General features: G+C 67.2%; 19 protein-coding genes. 3 read left to right on the plus strand and 16 right to left on the minus strand.

The window, feature by feature from the left end:
* The first annotated feature begins 3 nt into the window (after positions 1-3).
* Positions 4-1,215 (plus strand): EAL domain-containing response regulator, encoded by a 1,212-nt coding sequence (locus EDC64_RS02165; protein WP_132029358.1) that lies wholly within the window; start codon positions 4-6, stop codon positions 1,213-1,215.
* A gap of 3 nt (positions 1,216-1,218) precedes the next feature.
* A complete protein-coding gene (locus EDC64_RS24000) occupies positions 1,219-2,010 on the plus strand; it encodes a response regulator (protein WP_132029361.1) in 792 nt (263 codons plus the stop codon).
* A gap of 136 nt (positions 2,011-2,146) precedes the next feature.
* On the opposite strand, the gene EDC64_RS02175 is transcribed toward EDC64_RS24000, so the two are convergent.
* Together EDC64_RS02175 and EDC64_RS02180 are read right to left on the minus strand one after the other, a co-directional pair.
* Positions 2,147-2,815, minus strand: a complete 669-nt coding sequence (locus EDC64_RS02175; RefSeq protein WP_132029364.1) for a response regulator transcription factor — start codon at positions 2,813-2,815, stop codon at positions 2,147-2,149.
* Between the two features lie 282 nt (positions 2,816-3,097).
* Positions 3,098-3,481, minus strand: a complete 384-nt coding sequence (locus EDC64_RS02180; RefSeq protein ID WP_132029367.1) for a response regulator — start codon at positions 3,479-3,481, stop codon at positions 3,098-3,100.
* Positions 3,482-3,666: 185 nt separating this feature from the next.
* On the opposite strand from EDC64_RS02180, the gene EDC64_RS02185 reads away from it, so the two are divergent.
* Entirely contained in the window at positions 3,667-4,356 is a 690-nt protein-coding gene (locus tag EDC64_RS02185) for a protein phosphatase CheZ (RefSeq protein ID WP_132029370.1), read from the plus strand.
* Positions 4,357-4,479: 123 nt separating this feature from the next.
* On the opposite strand, the gene EDC64_RS02190 is transcribed toward EDC64_RS02185, so the two are convergent.
* The 14 genes from EDC64_RS02190 to flgG form a co-directional block, all read right to left on the minus strand.
* Positions 4,480-5,055, minus strand: a complete 576-nt coding sequence (locus EDC64_RS02190; protein WP_132029373.1) for a transglycosylase SLT domain-containing protein — start codon at positions 5,053-5,055, stop codon at positions 4,480-4,482.
* Positions 5,003-6,562: a flagellar hook-length control protein FliK gene (locus EDC64_RS23420; protein WP_165933613.1), complete on the minus strand. Its 1,560-nt coding sequence runs from the start codon at positions 6,560-6,562 to the stop codon at positions 5,003-5,005. Before EDC64_RS23420 ends, EDC64_RS02190 begins: the two co-directional genes overlap by 53 nt.
* 1,079 nt (positions 6,563-7,641) lie before the next feature.
* On the minus strand, positions 7,642-8,721 hold the full coding sequence (locus EDC64_RS02200; RefSeq protein WP_165933614.1) for a chemotaxis protein MotC: 1,080 nt from the start codon (positions 8,719-8,721) through the stop codon (positions 7,642-7,644).
* 737 nt (positions 8,722-9,458) lie between these two features.
* Positions 9,459-10,619: a flagellar motor protein MotB gene (locus tag EDC64_RS02210; protein ID WP_132029385.1), complete on the minus strand. Its 1,161-nt coding sequence runs from the start codon at positions 10,617-10,619 to the stop codon at positions 9,459-9,461.
* A gap of 7 nt (positions 10,620-10,626) precedes the next feature.
* Positions 10,627-11,115: a hypothetical protein gene (locus tag EDC64_RS02215; protein WP_132029388.1), complete on the minus strand. Its 489-nt coding sequence runs from the start codon at positions 11,113-11,115 to the stop codon at positions 10,627-10,629.
* Between the two features lie 135 nt (positions 11,116-11,250).
* Positions 11,251-12,891, minus strand: coding sequence for a flagellar basal-body MS-ring/collar protein FliF (fliF, locus tag EDC64_RS02220; protein WP_132029391.1), 1,641 nt, complete (start codon positions 12,889-12,891; stop codon positions 11,251-11,253).
* 229 nt (positions 12,892-13,120) lie between these two features.
* On the minus strand, positions 13,121-14,374 hold the full coding sequence (locus tag EDC64_RS02225; RefSeq protein WP_132029394.1) for a flagellin N-terminal helical domain-containing protein: 1,254 nt from the start codon (positions 14,372-14,374) through the stop codon (positions 13,121-13,123).
* Between the two features lie 298 nt (positions 14,375-14,672).
* Positions 14,673-15,467 carry a flagellar type III secretion system pore protein FliP gene (fliP, locus tag EDC64_RS02230; protein ID WP_132029397.1) on the minus strand — a complete coding sequence of 265 codons (795 nt, stop codon included), beginning with the start codon at positions 15,465-15,467 and terminating at the stop codon, positions 14,673-14,675.
* 38 nt (positions 15,468-15,505) lie between these two features.
* A complete protein-coding gene (locus EDC64_RS02235; protein ID WP_132029400.1) occupies positions 15,506-16,015 on the minus strand; it encodes a flagellar basal body-associated FliL family protein in 510 nt (169 codons plus the stop codon).
* Positions 16,016-16,027: 12 nt separating this feature from the next.
* The gene (locus tag EDC64_RS02240) at positions 16,028-16,741 is read right to left on the minus strand and encodes a flagellar basal body L-ring protein FlgH (protein ID WP_132029403.1); all 714 of its coding nucleotides are present in this window, start codon (positions 16,739-16,741) and stop codon (positions 16,028-16,030) included.
* Positions 16,738-17,241 carry a MotE family protein gene (locus EDC64_RS02245; RefSeq protein WP_132029406.1) on the minus strand — a complete coding sequence of 168 codons (504 nt, stop codon included), beginning with the start codon at positions 17,239-17,241 and terminating at the stop codon, positions 16,738-16,740. The genes EDC64_RS02240 and EDC64_RS02245 overlap by 4 nt, the downstream gene beginning before the upstream one ends.
* Positions 17,238-18,347, minus strand: a complete 1,110-nt coding sequence (flgI, locus tag EDC64_RS02250) for a flagellar basal body P-ring protein FlgI (RefSeq protein ID WP_132029409.1) — start codon at positions 18,345-18,347, stop codon at positions 17,238-17,240. The genes EDC64_RS02245 and flgI overlap by 4 nt, the downstream gene beginning before the upstream one ends.
* Complete coding sequence (gene flgA / locus EDC64_RS02255) at positions 18,347-18,898, minus strand: flagellar basal body P-ring formation chaperone FlgA (RefSeq protein WP_132029412.1); 552 nt, start codon at positions 18,896-18,898, stop codon at positions 18,347-18,349. Before flgA ends, flgI begins: the two co-directional genes overlap by 1 nt.
* Complete coding sequence (gene flgG, locus EDC64_RS02260) at positions 18,898-19,686, minus strand: flagellar basal-body rod protein FlgG (RefSeq protein ID WP_132029415.1); 789 nt, start codon at positions 19,684-19,686, stop codon at positions 18,898-18,900. The genes flgA and flgG overlap by 1 nt, the downstream gene beginning before the upstream one ends.
* Positions 19,687-19,695: the final 9 nt, after the last annotated feature.

Here is a 19,695-nt window from a genome sequence, read left to right on the forward strand (position 1 = left end):
AACATGCCGCGACGCCGGAAAATTCTCATTCTCGATGACGACGCGGCATTCTGCGAAGACCTCGCCGAAGCGCTCACTGCCGCCGGTCACCAGGTTGTAACGGCTGGCGATGCCCGTTCCCTCGCCGAGACCGATTTGTCGGACCACGATCTGCTTTTGCTGGATCTGGCTCTGCCGGCGATGGACGGCATCAGTTTCCTCTCGCGGATCGCCGAAGCGCGGCACCCGCCTCAACTCGTTTTCATCAGCGGCAGCGGCGAAGAATTGCTCCGCGCTGCCGCCTCGATCGGCGGCAGCCATGGCCTCGACGTCCTCGGCAGCCTGCAGAAACCCTTCGCTCCGGAACTCGTGCTGGACCTCGCCACGCGCGCTGCGCCGCCCGCCGGCCCACCGGCCGCGGCACCGTCCCATTCGAGCGCGGCCCTGCTTCCTGTGCTCCAGGGCGCGATTCATGGGCGCTCGCTCCCCGTCCTCTTCCAGCCGCTGGTGACCGCCGATACCCTGGTCTTCGTCGGCGCCGAGGCGCTTCTGGGCAATCTCCTCGCCGGGTACGGCGCGGTGCGGCCGCAGGACCTCATCGCCGGTGCCGCCGCCCATCCGACGCTTCTGGTGGATCTCAGCCTGCATGTCTTGAGAAAGGCCGCAGAAGCCTGCGCACATTGGACCGGCCTCGGCCAGACCGGACGGGTCAGCGTCAACATGCCCTTGGACGTGCTGCTCAGCGAAGACTGCGTGGCCGTGATCAGCAGCGTCGTGACACGCGCTGGAGTCGCTCCTGCCAGCGTCGTTCTGGAACTGACCGAGGATGCGCTCTACGATTCCTCGCCGAGAGCCCTCGCCGCCCTCGCGCGCCTGCGCCTCGCCGGGTTCGGCCTTGCGCTCGATGATGTCGGGCAGCGCCAGAGCGGGCTGCTTCAGCTCGCCAATCTCCCGGTCACCGAAATCAAGATCGATCTCGAATTGATGCGCCAGGCGCGCGAATGGGAGAAGCCCCGCAGCATCTTCGCCTCGATCGCGGATCTCGGCCATCGCCTCGGCATGAAGGTGGTCGCCGAGGGCGTCGAAACCCAGGCGGATCTCGCCTTGGCACGGGCCCACGGCATCGACTACATTCAGGGCCACTTGGTTTCGCGAAAGCGGCCCTTGCAGGAATTGCTCGCCATGCTGCCGAACGCATCCGCGTCCTGGAACACCCTTCACAGCGGGACGGCGTGATTCATGGATCAAGTGGCCGCACAAGAGCCTCGCGTTCTCCTCGTCGACGATGATCCTGACGTTCTGGTCGAGTTGAGCGAGGGGCTCGCCGCCCTGGGCTTGCCGGTTCGCACCGCGGATACGGCGGTGGTCGCGCTCGATCTGGTCCAGCGGCACGAAGACCTTCAAGTCATCGTGACAGATCTCCAAATGCCGCGGATCGACGGGATCGAGTTGCTACAAAAGCTCTCGATGCGGAAGCGCTCCCGCCCGTTGGCCGCAATCGTCGTGACCGGGCATGCCTCGCTGGATCGGGCTGTCGGCGCATTGCGCCTGAAGGCCGTGGACTTTCTTCAGAAACCGGTCTTGCCGGAGGAAGTCGCCCACGCCGTTCATCGCGCATTCTCTATTCTCGAGGACGAAGTGGCCAGTTCGGGCGAGGAGGGCACCGGCGAGACACTGGCGACCGCACGACCGAACTATCTGCGGGCGCTGGTCGCGGCGCGAGCGGACCGGGACGCCATCTTCCAGGCCGGCCTGTTCTCCGATCCCGCCTGGGACATGCTGCTTGATCTCGCCATGGCGGAGGCAACGAACCGACCGATTTCAGTGACCAGCCTCTGCATCGCCTCGGGTGCGCCGACGACCACCGCGCTGCGGCGCATCGACGATCTCAAGGATGCGGGCCTAATCGACCGGGTGCCGGATCCGCTCGACCGGCGCCGGGTCATCGTGCGGCTGACCGCTGAGGGCCGCGGGCGGATGGAAGCCTTCGTACAACGTCAAGCGGCGCGGCTCGGCTTGTCGCTGGAGTGAGGCGGCCCGCTGTCGGATGATATCGAGCAAGCACGCGCCGCCGCCCAGTGTCCTGATGTTTTTCGCGGCCACCGGCGCGGCTTGAGGGATCGCCTCCAAGCGCCGCGCCGTGATCCGGACGGGCCGAAATCTGCGTTCAGCCGACGAACTGATAGCCGAGATACCGCTTCGCATCGATCACATCGTGCCCGAGCTTGAGCCGCAGCTTCTTGCGCAACTTGCTCATGTGACCTTCGACGACGCTCTCGTCCACATCGTCGTTGAAGATGCCGTAAATGGTGTTGAAGATCTGAGCCTTGGTGACACGCCGCCGACTGTTCTTCACGAGATATTCCAGGATATGACGCTCACGCCGCGGCAGCAGGAGCGGCTCGCCGTCGACCTCGGGATCGCGGCCGTCGAAGAACACCTGGAGGCGGCCGGGCGCGGCTGGCTTGGGGGCCCCCGACATGCGGCGGCGGACAGCGTCCGAGCGCGCCACGATCTCCCGCACATGGACAGGCTTGCGCACCACGTCGTCAATGCCGGCGGTGAACAGTTCAAGGGTCTGCGTGAGCGACTTCACATCGCTCAACGCAATGATCGGCGCAGAGCAATGATTGCGGATGATTTCCGGATAGGTCGGGCGGGTGTCGAAGTCGCCGAGCAGAAAGCCCTCGACAGCGTCGAGGTCGCCCTCCGAGGCGGATTCCAACCATTCCTTGAATTCATCGTCGCCCAGACCAAGGGAGGAGAATCCTTCCCGAGAAAAGCCCGACACATAGCTGTCCGCGACAATTTCGCGATGATCGACGATCACGTACACGGCTGCACCCCCAAAAGCACAGAATTTTCATGACTTCGCGACGACTTGAGATCCCCGTTCAGAGACGGTCCGATTTCGTTTCGCCTAAGAACTGGTTAAGAGCTGGAATCACTCCAAACAATCGAAGTCGCATCGGGTTTGGGGGACATTTCCCTGTCAGAATGGCTGGATCGACGCCCCAGGGAGGGGCGGCGGATCGGCGGAAAAACGCAAACGGCGGCGCCCGGGGTCGCCGGGCGCCGCCGTTTGCGCGGCAGGAGCGAGGAAGCCTTTTGCGTGCGGTCAGCCCTCGAACACGTTCTCGATCTTGCTCTTCAACGTCTGCGCGTTGAATGGTTTCACGATATAGTTGTTCACACCCGCCTTCTTGGCCGCAATGACGTTCTCGGACTTCGCCTCGGCCGTCACCATGATGAAGGGCAGGCGCGTCAGATCCGCATCGTCGCGCACGCGCTTCAGGAGTTCGTAGCCGGTCATCGGCTCCATATTCCAGTCCGAGATCACGAGCCCATATTGCCGCTCCTTGAGCTTGGCCAGGGCCTCCGTCCCGTCGGCGGCTTCGTCGACATCGTCGAAGCCGATCTGCTTCAACAAATTTCGGATGATGCGCACCATCGTCTTGTAGTCGTCGACTACGAGAACCGGCATCGACAGGTCAACTGACATCACAAGGCTCCTTCATAAGGCAGCAAATATTGCGCGGCGGAACGCCCTGCGCGTCCGTCACTGAGCATTTTCTAGTCGCGCGAAGCTTGCGTGAAGCTTGCGACAGCCTTTGAGGGGCACTTTTCTTGATCATTCAAAGTATAATACACACTTTCTCGAGAAGCCCGTTCCAAAAGGAGACCCGGATGTCCACGAGCCGCCCGTTTCGCATTGAAGGCAGCGTCCGCACCCCCGCCGCATCCGCCAACGCCGTCTCAGTGGCGCAGCTCGACCGTGTCCTAACGGAACTCTCCGCTTTGCGCAGCGACCTCGCCAAGGCGGTGCGCCCATGCCCCTCGGGCGAGCCCGAATGCGCCCGTCACGCCGTCTGGCAGGGCGTGGAAACGATCCGCGAAGCGATCGACAGCACCAAATATGAGATCGCGACCATCCATGCCGGCCATACGTCCGGGACCAAGCTCGACCGCGCCACCTTCGAACTGAGCGCGGTAGTCGGCGACACCGAGGCAGCCACCGAGGAAATTCTCTCTGCCGCCGAAGAAATCGATGCGCTCGCCAGCCGCCTCTCGCGCAATCCGGAGAATGCCCGGGAAGTGGTTCAGGAGATCCACGATTGCGCGGTGCGGATCTTCGAGGCGTGCAATTTCCAGGACATTACCGGCCAGCGCATCAGCAAGGTCGTGGGCCTGATGCAGTTCATCGAACATCACGTCTCGCGGATGACCGCAATTTGGGGCGGCAGCGAAGAGGTGGCGCGGATCGCAGACACCATATCCCGCGAGCGCACCGGGGACGAAGCGCTGCTCAACGGCCCCTCCTTGACCACGGACGCCAATGTGGTGTCGCAGAACGACATCGATTCCCTGTTTGCCTAAAGCGGGTCGGCAGCTCGACCACAAGCTGCGACCGATGAAGACGGATTTGCCTTTCGGGTTGCTGCACCCTGATCGGCGAGGCCGTCTTTTTGCTTTCGAGGCGGGCTTCGCCGCCCCCTCCGCCTATTCGCAGAATGCCTTCGCGTCGGGGGTCCAGGCGCCGAAGCCGGAGCGCACAAGATTGCGCATCACGGCGCAGACATAGCGCTTCTGCGCCGGCGTGTTGTGGGGACCCGCATTGTAGCGGGCGGCCGCGATGATCCAGCTGCCATGCCGCTTGCGCAATACCGCGAGGAAGCGGGCGGCCTGCTCGACATTGGCGCGCGGATCGAACATCTCCTCGAGCGATTTGAACTCGGCCTTGTGCCAGTAATAGTTCGCCTGCATGCAGCCGAGATCGATCAATTCCGTGCCTGTCGCGCGGATCTCGTGGAAGCGACGGATCGCGTCCGCGCGCGACTTGCCGACATAGCTGATCGTCTTGGTCGCCACCAAAAGCGGCTGGAGCGTCCCGCTGCCCCCGCTTTCGGTGAGACCGACGGCATAGAGGATCGCCAAGGGCACGCCGAATTTCTGCGATGCGTGCGCAATTTCCGCCTCGCAGACGCCGAGCTTGGCCTCGCCGGCGGGCGCGGCGTCGAGCGGGCTAGCCGCGATCGTTGCGACGATCGCGAGCGCCGCGATCCGACGGAGTGTCATCGTCCCTGCTTCCTTCCGAGGCGCCCTCCTCCGAACCCCGGTCCTGGCGCTGATCGGACATCGGGCGGGGATCCTGTGCGGATCCGATCGAAAGGCGCGGCGGCGCATCGAAGCGCATCCAGCCCGCGCCGAAGTCGGCGGCATCGACGACGGACACCTCTGCCGGACCCTCGGCGCGCAGCAGATCGGCGAGCCGGTTCTGATCCAGGCGCAGCATGCGCGCGGTGGCCGGGTCGTGAGCGTGGAGCTTCACTTCCAAGCCGTCGCCGCTGACGCGAAGCCGCAATGTGATGGTCCCGAGATCCGTCGGGTTCAACTCGATATCGAGCAGCCGGAGCGGCTGTCCGGCGCGGGGCATGTGCCCCTCCCCGGGTGGCGGAGTTCTTCTGAGCTCGGCCGCCTCGCTGCCGATCGCACGGGCGAGTTGGTCGAGACTTTGAGCGGGCAAGCCCGGGGGGGTCGCTGCCGCGTCGATCGTCGGGAGAACCGCGCCCGTCTCGCCCGCTTTTTCGGCACCCGCCGCCGAAGGCATTTCGGAGGCGCCGCGGATCGGTACATCGCGATCCAACCGGCGTGGATCGATGCGGTCCGCTTCAGCGCCCGCCTCGACCGGCTCCGGCCCGCGCGCAGCGGGCAGGGCCGATGCGCGGTCGGACTCAGGGAGCCGCACCCGCGCCGGCGTGTCGCCTTCGGCCATGAGGCGGGCGGATTCTTGTGGTGCAGGATCGACATAGAGCGGGGAGGCAGGCTGAGACTGCGCGGACGACGAAGGCGACGTCGGCGCGTCGCCTGACGCGCCGATGGAACGAAGGCTCCGGGGCGGACTTGAAGCCGGCATCATGATGCCAGGCAAGGCGCTTGACGGAGCGACAGCCCCCGGAGATGAGCGATCCATGGTCCGTTCGCGCTCCAAGATCGGATGCGCAAACGGGGTCGCTTCAAGCGCACCCTTTCCTCCCGGCCCGGCCCCCATGACGCCGTGACCGGTCCGATCGCCCTCGGTGGGGACCAAGCCGGCAGCCGGGATGCGGCGCGACACACCTTCGAGATCGCGGAAATTGTCGGCCCCGCCGAGAGGTGTCTCGGGCGGCGTCCAACTGCGCACCGGCGCGAAATGCGTCTGCTGGCCCAGTACCGTAATGCGGATCGGGGATGGCTCTGCGGAGGCGGCGATCCCGGCGGGAGATGGCGCGGGCAGAGCTTGATGCGGTGGGGAGGGCCTGTGCTCCGGCATCGGATCGGTCCTGCCCGGCATGGCAAGCGGCGCCGGCACGGTTTGCAGCAGCGGATCCAAAGCCGGGCGTGCGGACGCATCCGGCGGCGGTGGAGCGCGCTCGCCATCTTCGGACAGAACGGGGGCGGCCGAAAATTCGCGGGCACCGTCGGGACCCGCAAGGAAAGGATCAGGGTGCGGGCCCGCCGTGGCGTGACCGTCAGCGACCGTCGCGGCCCTTTCCAGCCCGATCGCGGCATCGTGCGCCGGGAACCCGCGACGAGCGGCGCCCATGAGCTGGGAGGCCCCCGGCTCCCTTGCGCCGTCCCCTGGCGCTGCCTCTGCGGAACGGCGTCCGTTGTCGCGCGATGTCGCTTCGATCTGGACCTGACCACGGACCGGATCCGAGGGGTGCTCCGGACGCGAATCGTCCGGAAGCACGGGACTTGGCGGCAAAGCCGAAGCCACTGGCGGAACAGGGGCCTTCGGCGGCGTGACGGCGTCGCCCCCGACCGCTGCCGCGACGGGCCTCGGTGCTCCCTTCGCAAACGCGGGGGCTTCGGACCACGCGCGGCGCTCCGGCGCTGTCGAATCGGGAGACGTCGTGCGTGCATCGCCGCGCAGCCCGGCGGGACCCGCCGCGCGCGATTCTGCAACAACCGGAACGGGCTCTTCGATCCTGCCGGATTTCGTGGCGGGCACCGGCTGGGCGGCCCCACAGCCGGCGCGATTCTGCGCTGGTTCGGTTGCCGCGCTTTGCGATGCCGGATTGGCGCGGGGGAGCTGCGAACCGTCTTTGATGTCATTGCACGACGGGAGGACAACCCGCCGCATTGCGTCGGCGGGGCTGCCGGGCTTCCGCATCGCATCATCTGGCTCGGGAGCCTCCCCCGCAAGAGCGCCTTGCGGCGCGCGCGCGGCCGGCTCGGGGGCGTCACGCCGCGACGTGGGAGAGATGACCGCGGATTCGGAGGATTCCAAAATCGCTGCCGCGGCATTCCGCGCGCCGGCGGAGGAGTGCAGCGTTGTGCCGAGATCGGCCCCCCGAGCGCGCGAGGAGACCGCGATGCCCCCCGCGCCCCGAATGGGATCCGAGGGCGCCGCGGCGAGGTCCTCATCCGGCATCTGCACGGCGGGGGCCAGGCTCGGATTTTCCGCTGAAGTCCATATCGGCCGGATCGTCAGACGGACCCGCGGCGCGGCCTCGGCCGGGTCACCGCTCGGCGCGGCAGGCTCCTGTCCGGCAAGATCTTCGAGGAGGCTTGAGAATGGGGCTTCGGCCGCGCCGGAGTCTCCTCCCTCCGGGCCGGTCGGCGTTCCCGTGCGCGACCCGAGGCCCTGAGCGCGGAATGGGGCGCCGGCATCGAATGGGTTCACCGCTGAGCCCCTTTCAACAGCGCATCCGCGGCCTCGACGGCGCTGCGGGCGCGGTCGAGCACCGGGAGCGTTTCATCTTTCGCGAGCGCGACGGGGCCTGCGGCCGGAGGCGGCAGCGCAACCCCCTCGGCGGCCTGGCGCACCATGTTCGCCGTGGCCGATGCCGCATCGAGGAGCGCGACGTCGGCCGGTACGAGCCGGTCGCGGTCGACCGTGCGCAGATCGGTGAGGGCCTCGCCATAGGTATCGGCGTTCGGCGCGAGCGAGGCCCCGCGATAGAGCCGCGCGCGTTCGGCATCGACACTGTTGCGCGGTGTGCCGGAGAGTGCACGCTCGGCCGCCAATCCGGCCGCCGCAGTTTTGCCCTGCACGATGGCCGCGCGGGCGACCAGCAATTCGAGATCGCGTCGGCTTTCGGGTTCGAGCGGCTCCAGGAGATCATCCAAACGATGGATCTGGTCCGGATCCCCGATGAAGGTCATGCGCGAGAGCGCGGCGGCGAAGCGCTGGCGGAAGTTCCCCGCATAGACCGAGTTGCGGAAACGGAAGAGATATTGCCGCGCCAGCCGCTCGAACGCCTGGGCGTCGCCGGCCTGGCTCGCGACCAGGATGGCGCGGCGCAGGGCGGCCTCTTCGACCAAGGTGCCGGGCGCCAGAAGCCGGGCAGTGTCGAGCAGATCTGCGGCGCGCTTGGGATCCTTGCGCACCCAAAGCGCGGCCTGCGCCAGGGCCACCTGGCCACCGAGGCTGGAGGGCAGGCTGCGCGGATCGATCTCGGACAATTGCCGAAGCGCCTCTTCCTCGCGCCCCTCGAGATAAGCCAGCGCCCCCCGCAGAAGGCGTGAATCGAGGGCCGGCGGCGGCTGCTGGCCCATCATCCTACGGAGCGTGGCGGGGTTGCCGCCGCTGAGGAAATAGGTCACCGCCGCGCGGGCGTTGCGGGGATCCTGCCAGACGACGGGATCCGCTGCCGCGAAGTCCTGCTCGATGCGCGTGATCAAGGCACGCTGGGCGGTCAGTGCATCCGTCGAGCCGGCCGCCATCTGGTCCTGCAGGCGGCGCAGCGTACGCACCATCTCCTGCGGCCAGAGCGGGGAGCGCCCGCCGGCAAGTTCGGCAGCTGCCGGTCGGGGAGCTTCGACCTTCGCAACACTGGGCGGCGGCGCGGGAGCAGGCGCGGGCGGAGATGCGGCAGGCGCCGCGACCTGCGCAGGTGCGGGCTGAACGGTTGCGGGCGAGACCGGTGGCACTGCCGGCGGCGGAGCCGGCAAGGAAGGAGCCGGCGCTTCGATGCGCGCGAGGACCGGGACCGGAGCCGGCGGAGGCGAGACCGAAACAGAAGGTGCGGCCGCCGCAGGCGGAGCATCCGGCACAGGGGGGCGCTCTTCGGCGGCGGGGGCCTGAACCGGCGCGCCGGCGAGGGAAATCTCGGATGGACGGGGCTTCGGCAGCGGCGCGACCGCCTGAGGCAGCGGGGGCGGCCCGGCCAGCCGCACTGGAGATGGCACGGAAACCACCGGCTGTTGAGGCGCTGCCGCCGGTGCGGGAGGTGCGGGTGCCGGGTTGGCCGGGCGAACAGGCGCTGCAGGGCGCGGCGCGGCGGCCGACACCGGCGGGCGCGTCGGGGTCGCAGCGCTCGCCGGGGCGGACGGCGGCGGGGCGGGGCGAGACGGGCGCGGGCGCGGCGGCGCCGCAGAGGCGGGAGATGCCGCAGGCGCATCCTGTCGCAGACCCGCCCAGGGGTCCGCAGTCTGCGCCCACGCACCGCCGCTCGTGAGGAGCAGGACCACGGTCAGAAAGAGGCGGGCGAGGATCACGTTGCGGGCTCCCGCAGCAGGATCTCGATGCGGCGGTTCTCCGGCGCATTGGGGTCGGCTGCCGTCTTCGGCTGACGGTCGGCGAGCCCCTCGATCTTGGTGATCCGCTTCTCGTCGAGGCCGCCGCGGGCGAGCATGTAATAGGCCATATGGGCGCGGGCCGTGGACAACCGCCAGTTGTCGTACAGGTCGGAGCGGAACGGTCGGCCGTCGGTATGGCCGCGGATCACGACTTCACCACGGCGCGCAGACAGGATCTGCGCCACCTTCTCCATCGCGCGCACCAGCTTGGCATCGGGCTCCGCGGAACCCGATGCGAACATGGAGAAATCGATGTCGTCGGTCAGATTCACCACGAGCCCCTCTTTGGTGGCACGCACTTCGACATGCGGACCGGCTTTGGCGCCCGCATTCCCCTGGACCGCGGCATTGAGGGCGGCCTCCAGCTTCTGCGCGGTTTGCTCGGCGGTCTCGGCGGCACCCGGCGTCACCGGCGCTGTCTTCGCGGTGCCGCCGCCCGCAGGCGGCGGAGCGCCCGCGGGACGCGGCGCAGCGGCATCCGGCCGCGTGCCGGCGGGTGGCGGGTTTGCGGATGCGGCACCCTTGCGATCCGTCTTCGGCTTCTGCGCCGTCGCGGTCTGCCAATAAACGGGGTCGAAGGGATCGCGCTGGGCATCGCCGCTTCCGGCGTCGGGCGTCCCGGTTTCGCCCACCGCGACGTCGGCGGTGGTCGCATCGTTCGGCGGTTCCTGCGCGGCGATTTCAGCGAGCGTCGCATACGGATCCTGGAACAAGGCGCGCTCGCGCGCCCCCTGCTGAAGGTCGTCGCCTTGCCCGGTGCTGGGGCCGAGCGTGTTCTTCAGCGCGGACTTCTTGTCGCCATCGGCCGAAGTTCCCTGGTCCTTGAGATCTTCCGGATCGTTCAAGCCCTTCCTCTCGCTGATATTCTCCGCGAGGTTGACCGGGTTGAAATAATTGGCGATCGCCTTTCGGACGTCTTTATCGGACGCGTTGATCAGCCAGAGGATCAGGAAGAACGCCATCATCGCGGTCATGAAGTCGGCATGGGCGACCTTCCACGCGCTCGAATGATGCTCGTGCTCCTCGTCGTCGTGACGCTTGATGATGATGATTTCGTGGTTCGCGTGCTCGGACATGACGGCCTCACACGACCGACTGGCGCAGGCGCTCGGCCCAATCCGCGAGCCGGGTCTCCAGCACGGTCTCGCCGATCACCACCTGGACGTCCGGCGCTTCTGCCGGCTCGAACAGGCAGGCCGGCGGGTCGCCGAGCCGCATGCGCAAGCGGTCGATCAGATCGGCGGGGCCGCTGATCTTGAAGACCGGACGGTCCTCGCGGGCGAGCAGGGGCACCATCAAATCTTCCAATTCGGCGAGCGCACGGGCGCGCAGGGCGGCGTCCAGGGCGGGAATGAGGGTGCGGGCGATCCGCTCCGACAGATCCGCCTCGACCCGGTCGATCGCCGTTTCAAGCGCATCCGCGAGTCGGGCCGCTTCGGCTTCCGCCCACGCGGCGCGGTCCGCGGCACGGCCCTCTGCAGCCCGTGTCGCATCCTCCGCACGGGATCGTTCGAAGGCGGCGTATGCCGCAGCTTCCCCCTCGCGCCGTCCACGCTCCAGGGCCTCGCGCACAAGATCCGCCGGATCTGGGGCGGCGGGCGCCAGCGGCGAAACCGGAGCGGCGGGGTGCCGCGGTGGGGCCGCAATGGCGGGGCGCGTGCCTGGGCGCGCAAAATCGGGAAGGTGACGGGCGATCGCGTGCATGGATCAGGCCTTTGCTTCCTGCCGCAGCCACTGACGCAGGATCGCGGCGGCCTGCTCTTCGTCGAATTCGATGATCTGCTCCAACCGCTTCTGCGGGGACCGGTTGAGCCGGCTGGTGAGATCCTCGATGAGGCTGACTGGACCTTCGGCCGCAGGGAGCGCCTCGCCTCCTTCGCCGACCGCGGCCTCCGCCTGCGGCGCCGCCAGCATGGCCGCCTCGAGCGCGTCGACCTCGCTCTCCGGCCGGGCAAGGATGGCCCGGACCGCCGGCCGCAGGCCGAACCAGATCAACAGGGCGGCGACCACCAGGATGGTGAGCGCGTTCACCAGCGTTCCGGCCTGGCGCAGGAGGAGTTCGGTCCAGCTCAGCGGTGGGATCGGGTCGAGCGCATGGCCACCGTCGGCGAACGGCGTCGCCACCACCTTCAGTTTATCGCCGCGCTCCTTGTCGAAGCCGGCGGCCGACCCCGCCAATTGTTCGATCTCGTAGATCTGCGTCTCGATGGGCACCACGTCCGACCCTCGACCGGCATTGGCGGCGAGCCGGTCGCGGTTGACGAGGACGGCGATCGACAGGGTCTCCAGCGCGAAGCCTTCGCGCACGGTCTGCACGGTGCGCGAGGAAATCTCGAAATTGGTCAATTCTTCGCGGCGATCGTTCTGCTCGGTCGAATCGTTGCCGGCATCGCCGCCGGCCTGCTGTTGCGGAAGGTTCTGCTGGACTGTGGTGGGCGCCTGCTTCGTGCGGTTCTGCGCCGTCCCTTTCTCCTTGATCACGCGCACCGAGCGCTCCGTCTTGGAAGCGGGATCGAACGTCACCTCGCTGCTCGTGCTGCGGTTGGTGTCGATGCGCGCCGAGACGCTGATCTCGAAATTGCCGATGCCGAGATAGGGCGTCAGCGTGCGCCGGATCTTCTCCTCGGTCTCGCGCGCCACCTGCTGCTGCAGGATCGCCTTGCGGCCCGAAGGCGCATTCGCCTCGTCCTCTCCCGAGGAGAGGACAGACCCCTCGGTGCTGAGCACGGTGACGCTATCGAGCTTCATGCCGGGAATGGCCGAGGCCACGAGATGGCGGATCGCCTGGGCGGAGGAGGCGTCGTCGGCATTCTCGGTGCGGATCACCACGGAAGCGGACGCCGCCTGCTGGTCACGCCGGAACGAGGATCGGTCCGGCAGCACGATATGGACGCGCGCCGCCTTGATGCCCTTCATGGTCTGGATGGTGCGGGCAAGTTCCCCCTCGAGGGCGCGCACCCGTGTCACCTCCTGCATGAAGGAGGTGAGACCGAAGGACCGCATGTCGTTGAACAATTCGTAACCGGTGCTTGCGCTCTGCGGCAGACCTTTCACGGCCAGCAGCATGCGCGCCTTCGCGGTGTCGGAATGCGCCACGAGCACCGCCGCGCCGTCCGAACTGACGTCGAACGAGATACCGGCATCCTTCAGCGCGCCGCCGATGCGGGTGACGTCGTCCCGGCTGAGATTGGCGTAGAGCGTTTCGCGCTCCGGCTGCCCGAGATAATAGGCGCCGGCAGCGATCACGCCGAGGACGGTGAGGCCCACGAGCCCCAAAGCGGCGAGCCGCCGCGTGCCGAGGCTGCGCAGGTTGCCGAGAATGAGATTGAGCTGGTCGCGTCCGATCATCTCTGCCCGTCAGAAAGTTACGTGCCGGCCCGCTGACGCGGACCGGCACGAGCCGGGTGCGGGGATGCACCCTTCGCAGCGGGCGGGGGGGAAATCCGCTGCGCCTTCGGACTTTGGAACGGCAACCTTGCCTGGGCATTGCAACGCCCACGGCCAAAAGAAAGGCCACGCCCGAGGGGGGCGTGGCCAGGAGGCGCCAGGCGGAGATTGGCGCGGGAGGACGTTGGGATCAGCCGCGGAACAGGCTGAGCACGCTCTGCGACGAGGAATTCGCAATGCCGAGCGACTGCACGGCCAGCTGCTGCTGCGTCTGCAGCGCCTTCAGCTTGGTGGATTCCTCTTCCATGTTGGCGTCCACCAGCGAACCGATCGCGCGGTCGTTGGCGTCCTGGAGCGCCTGGACGAAGTTGGTCTGCGACTCGATGCGGCTGGAAGCCGAGCCGAGGGTCGTGGACGCATCCGTCAGGTCCGTGAGCGCGGCATCGACGATCGAGGTGAAGTTCGCGAGCTTGTCGAGATCGGCTTCGCTGGCCGACAGCCCGGAAATGTCGATGTCCATGATCGAGCTCACGGTCGCAGTACCGCTCGAGGTCGCGGCAACCCGGGTCTTGTCGAGGATGCCGAGGCTATCGGTGCCGGAGGCATCGAGCGCATTGTTGAGAGCGAGAACCGCACCGTCGAGCGCGGTCTTCTTGGCAGCCTCGGCCGTGGAGAAGGCCGAATCGCGGGTGTTGGTCGCCGTCGCGTAGGCAGCGTCGCGGGCCGCCACCGCAGCGGCGTCCATGGCGCTGCCTGCGAAGGCCGTGTCGGCGGCGGTGATGGCCGTGTCATAGGCCGTGGTCGCCGTCGTCTTTGCCGTGGTGTAGGCGGTCCCGGCCGTCGTCTGGGCCGTGGAATAGCCGGCGGAGGCCGTCGTAACCGCCGCATCGACAGCGGTGTGGACCGTCGCATTGGCATCGAGCAGCTTGAAGCTGGTCGTGTCGATATCGATCGTGTCGACCTGGACGCTGTCGCCGGTGCGGGAGAACGAAGCGACCACCGACTTGGTGGCATTGTAGTTCGCTTCGCTGGAATCCACGGAAAGCCAGTTGGCACCCGAGATGACCGTGCTGTTGGCGTTGCTCTTCAGCTCGCTCAGCAGGCTCTTGATCTCGGTCTGGAGCTTGGAACGGTCGGCATCCGGGGACGCGGCCGTGATCAGCTTTTCCTTCACCTTCTGGAGCGCGGTGCGCACCGTGTCGAGACCGGTATTGACGGTGTCGACGGAAGACTTGGCCAGGCCGAGAGCATCCTTCACGGCGCCGAGCGCGCCATTGTCGGACCGGGTCGTGGTGGCGATCGACCAATACGCCGCATTGTCGGCGGCCGACGTGACGCGCAGGCCGGTCGAGACGTGGTTGTTGGTCTGGTCGAGGTTGGAGTTGATGGTCCGCAGGGTCTGCAGGGCGACCATGGCGGAGGTGTTGGTCATCAGGCTGGTCATAGTGAATGTCCCTCAGTTTGAGTCTGAATGATTGGGGGACATGCCGGGCTTGCACCGGCATGGCAGGGCGGCGTCATGCCTTTGATGGGGCGCCGCGGTCTCCGCGGACTGTGCCCCTGCCCGCCATCTGCGAGCAGTCAACCTGCCATGGCGAAAGGTATCGCATCCCAAGCTTGCGCGAAGCTTGCGTCCTTCGCCGGCGCCGCTGCGAGCGCAAAAAAACGCCGCCCTTTGCGGGGGCGGCGTTCGGAAAGCATTGGGGTGTGGCGGAACGTGTCGGTGAAGATGCCACCAGACCTCAGTAGAAGGAACGCACCAGGCTGCCGACGAGCAGGCTCCAGCCATCGATCAGGATGAAGAAAAGCACCTTAAACGGCAGCGAGATCACCGCCGGCGGCATCATCATCATGCCCATGGACATGACGAGGGTCGCCACCACGAGATCGATGATCAGGAACGGCAGCACGATCAGGAATCCGATCTCGAAGCCACGTCGCAGTTCGGAAATCATGAAGGCCGGAATCAGGATGCGCATCTCCACCTTGGCCTCGGCGGAGGCACCTGGAATGGCCGGCGCGGGAAGGCCGGCGCCCGGCGGGGCCGGCTTGGCGTTGTTCGCTGCGAGATCGGCGAACATCTGGAGATCCTTCGGCCGGACATGGGCGAGCATGAAGTCGCGGAATGGATCGGCGATGCGCTGGAACGCCTCCTCCTCGGTGATCTCCTGCTCGGTGAGCGGCTTGACCCCTTCCTGCCAGGCGCGGTCGAATGTCGGCGCCATGACGTAGAAAGTCATGAAGAGCGAGAGCGAAATCAGCACCAGATTGGCCGGCGTCGATTGCAGCCCGAGACCCGAGCGCAGGAAGGCGAAGGCGATGACGAACCGGGTGAAGCTGGTCGTCATGATCAGCAGTCCCGGCGCAACCGACAGCACGGTGATGAGGGCGACGAGCTGGACGATGCGCCCGGACGCCGCGCCCCCGCCGCTCTGCTGAAGCAGGGTGTCGAGCGCCGGAATCTGCCCGGCGGTCTGTGCCGCCGCCGGCCCGGCGATCAGTGCCGTGAGGCCGACGAGAAGGGCGCAGGCGAGCATGGCCCGCCCTCGGTTGGGCGCACGCGCCGCAGACCGGGTCACTGCACCACCAGCGTTTCGATGATCAGCTCCGTGAGTTTGCCCTCGGTCCGAAGTTTGGCACGCTCGGTCATGTCCTCGCGCAGGTTCTGCAACGCGCTCGGTCCTTCGAGTTGGCTCAGGGTGAGGGTGCGCACATAGGTCAGAATGTCCTCGCGGATTTCCGCCGCCGCGACCTGCGGATTGGGCAAGGCGCCATTCTTGAAGACGATCGCGCCCTCGATGCGGACCCACGTGCTGGCGGGTGCCGCAAGATTGGCGAGGACCGGCTTGAGTGGCTCAAGAATCAGATCCCCGGAATAGCGCAATTGCGGCGCCTCGATCTGGGCGGGTGCGGCCTTGGCCTGGTCGACCACGACCTGCTTGACGGTCGAGGCGAGCTGAACCCCGATACCGCCACCGGTTGCGGCGGCGAGCAGGGTCAGGATGGCGAGGGCAAGGAACAGCCCGCCGCTCTTCTTCGCGCCGCCGGCCGCCGGAGCCGCCGCCTTGGGTGCAGGCTTTGCCATTCTCCCCTCCCCTCAGAACGGCACGACGGCATCGTAGAGCCGCTGCCCCCACGCCGGCTGCTGCACGTCGTTGAGCCGCCCGCGCCCGGCATAGGAGATCCGCGCCTCGGCGATCTTGTCGTACGGAATGATGTTGTTGCTCGAAATATTCAGCGGATTGACGATGCCGGCGAGGTTCAGCACCCGCACCTCGTAATTGACGAGCACTTCCTGCGACCCGCTGATCAGGAGATTGCCGTTCGGCAGAACCTCGGTCACCACCACCGCCACCGAGATGCGCAGCTTCTCGGACCTGTCGATCGAGCCCTTGCCCTTCGTGCTGGTGTCGGAATTGATGTTGAGGTCGCCCGCCAACGCGCCGGCATTCGCGCCGCGGCCGAAGCCCGACATGGTCAAAGCGGTATCGACCCCGAGCTTGGAGGCGGCATTGCGCGAGCGATCGCTCTGATTGTCGAACTGCGCCTTGTCGTCGATGGCGATCGTGACGGTGAGCACGTCGCCGACCTGCGACGCACGCAGGTCGCGATACATGCTTTGACCGTTCATGTTCCAGGTCGAGCGGAAAGTCCGCTGCACCGGCGGGGTGAAGGTGATCGGCAGGGCGTCGCGCGGCGTTTCGAGCCCGTGTCCGACGGGCGTCAAAGTCGGCCCGAAAGCGAGGCTGTCATAGGTCGTCTGGCATCCACCCAGAGACAGGGCCGCGAGCGTCAAAAGGGCGTATCTCATCCCGGCTTGCCTTCATTGGGATTGCGCCGGGACATGCCGGCGATGATGGTCGCGAGTTGCGCCGCGCGCGTCGGGTCCATCTCGTTGAGGATCGCGCTCGCGGTGCGGGCCGAGAGCCGGGTGAGGATCGCCGAGGCGGCATCCTCGCTCATGGCGGTGAGCTGGGCGGCGGCGGCGTCGGGGCGCATCTGGGTGATGACCGCGACGAGCGATTCATCCGCCTTCTTCAGGAAGGTCTCGCGCCGCTGCAGCCATTGCTGATACTCGGCGCGCTTCGCCTCGAGCTTGGCAATGCGCTCTTCGATTTCCTTTTCCATCGCGGCGAGCGCACTCGCCTGGCGCGCAAAGCGGGCGTCCGCCGCGGCATTGGCGATGCCGGCGCAATATTGCGCCGCATTGGCGTCCGTTCCCTCGTCGCGGGCCTGCGGCGCCGACTGGGCGAGACCACCCGCTGCCATCAGGGGAAGAAGGACGAGGCCGAGGGTGAAGGCACGCGTCATTGGACCACTAGCTCCGCCTGGAGGGCGCCGGCCGTCTTGATGGCCTGCAGCACCGAGATGATGTCCGAGGGGCGCATGCCCATCCGGTTCATGCCGCGGACGAGGGTCTGGAGGTCCGGCCCCCGCACAATCGAGAGGTAGCCACCGGTCTCTTCCGCCGTGACCTGGGTGCGAGGCACCACCACCGTCTCGCCGTCAGAGAAGGGCGCGGGCTGCGAAACGATGGGAGTCTCGGTCACGGTGACGGTGAGGTTGCCCTGGGTGATGGCGACGGTCGACACCTGGACGTTCTGGCCGATCACCACGGTCCCGGTGCGCTGGTCCACGACCACCCGGGCGGGGGTGTCCGGCACCACGCCGAGATCACCGATATCGGCCAGGAACCTGGCCGTGCTGAGATTGGCGGGGCGCTGCACCGTAATGGTGCGCAGATCGCGCTCGCGCGCCAGCGTCTTGCCGAAGCGCGCCCGGGTATAGGCGTTGATCGCGTCGACGACGCGGGCGGCGGTCTTGAAGTCGGGATTGTCCAACTCGACCACGATCTCGGGCAGGTCCCTGAGCTGTCCGGGAATCTGCCGCTCGACCAAGGCGCCGTTCGGAATCCGGCCGGACGTCGGCACGCCCTGGGTGAGGCTCTCCGCCTGCCCCTGAACGACGAAGCCGGACACAGCGAGCTGCCCCTGCCCGACCGCATAGACCTGACCATCGCTTCCCGAGAGTGGAGTGAGAAGCAGCGTCCCGCCCTTCAGGGAGGTGGCGTCTCCCACCGAAGAGACGGTGATGTCGATCCGCGAGCCGGTCCCGGCGAAGGCGGGCAGATTGGCGGTGACGATCACGGCGGCGATGTTGCGCGCCCGCAGCGGCACGCCCTTGATGTTGATGCCCATGCGATCGAGCATCGACTGGAGCGCCTGCTCGGTGAACGGCGAATTGCGCAGCGTGTCGCCGGTGCCCTGGAGGCCCATGACGAGGCCGTAGCCGATCAATTGATTGTCGCGCACGCCCTGGATGGTCGAGATATCCTTGATCCGCGTCAGCGCCGCGGCGGGTGTCGCGGCGAACCCGGCACAGGCCAGGACGAGTAGCGCGAGAAGAGACCGGCGCATCACCCGCCCACCTTTACGCTGCCGTCGGACTGGACGGTGCCGGTCACGATTTGGTTGCTGTCGATATTCTTGAGACGGATCACGGCACCTGCGATCCCGGACTCGAGCGGCAGCCCGATGGCGCGGATCGCCAGCCCGCTTTCTTCGAAGCGGATTTGCGCCGGGACGCCGCGCGTCACGAGCTTCGGCTCGGCGACTGCATTGGCCGGCACCGGATGACCGGCGACGAGCATGCGCCGCGCCATCTTTCCAACCAGCGCAGCGCGGCTGACGGCGGCGGGATAGCGGTTGAGCGCCGCCGTCGGAATCGTGCGGTCCTCCAGCATATCGTTCGAAATGATGTCGCCGGCGCCGATGGTCTCCGCGGGGACCGGAATGCGCACCTCGTTCGGCGCCAAAATGGCGGGCGCGGCGGCCTGCGGCGCAGGCTGCGGCGATGCCGCCTGCACCGCGGCGCGGGCCTGCGCGGCGAGGTCCGCCAAAGTCTGCGCCGCCAGCGGATCGGCACCAAAGCAGATGACAAGGGCCAAGGCGGCCGCGCGGGCGCGCATCAGCGGATACCCTTCGAGACGGTAGCGGCCATTTCGTCCGCCGCCTGGATCACCTTGGAATTCATCTCGTAGGCGCGCTGCGCCGAGATCAGCTCGGTGATTTCCTTCACCGGATCGACGTTCGAGGATTCCAGATAGGCCTGGTTGATCTTGCCAAACCCGCCATCGGCGGCCGGACCCGTCACCGGCTGCCCGGAAGCCGCCGTCTCGCGGTAGAGATTATTGCCGAGCGGCTCCAGCCCGGCATCATTGGCGAAGCTCGCCAAAGTGAGCTGGCCGAGAAGCTGCGGCAGCGGCTGGCCGGCGCGCTTGGCGTAGACATTGCCGGATTCGTTGATGACGATCTCGGTCGTATCGACCGGAAAGGTGATGGCCGGCTCGACGAGATAGCCGTCGGCGGTGACGAGTTCGCCGTTCGGTCCTTTGGAGAACGCCCCGGCGCGGGTATAGAGCGTGTCGCCGCCGGGGCTGGTCACCTGGAACCAGCCGCGCCCGTTGATCGCGAGATCGAGCGGGTTTCCGGTATTGGCGAGAGGGCCTTGCATGTGCAGATTGCGCACACCCACGGTGTGGACGCCGAGCCCGACCAGCGCACCTTCTGGCACCGGCAGCGCACCGTCGACATTCGGAACCCCCTGCGCGCGCTCGGCCTGATAGAGCAGATCGGTGAATTCCGCGCGCGCACGCTTGAAGCCCGTCGTGTTGATGTTCGCAATGTTGTTTGCGATCACCTCCAGATTGGTCTGCTGCGCGCTCATGCCGGTGGCGGCGATGGCCAATGCTCTCATGATGCGTCC

This window comes from Aquabacter spiritensis, assembly GCF_004346185.1.
Classification (GTDB): Bacteria; Pseudomonadota; Alphaproteobacteria; order Rhizobiales; family Xanthobacteraceae; genus Aquabacter; species Aquabacter spiritensis.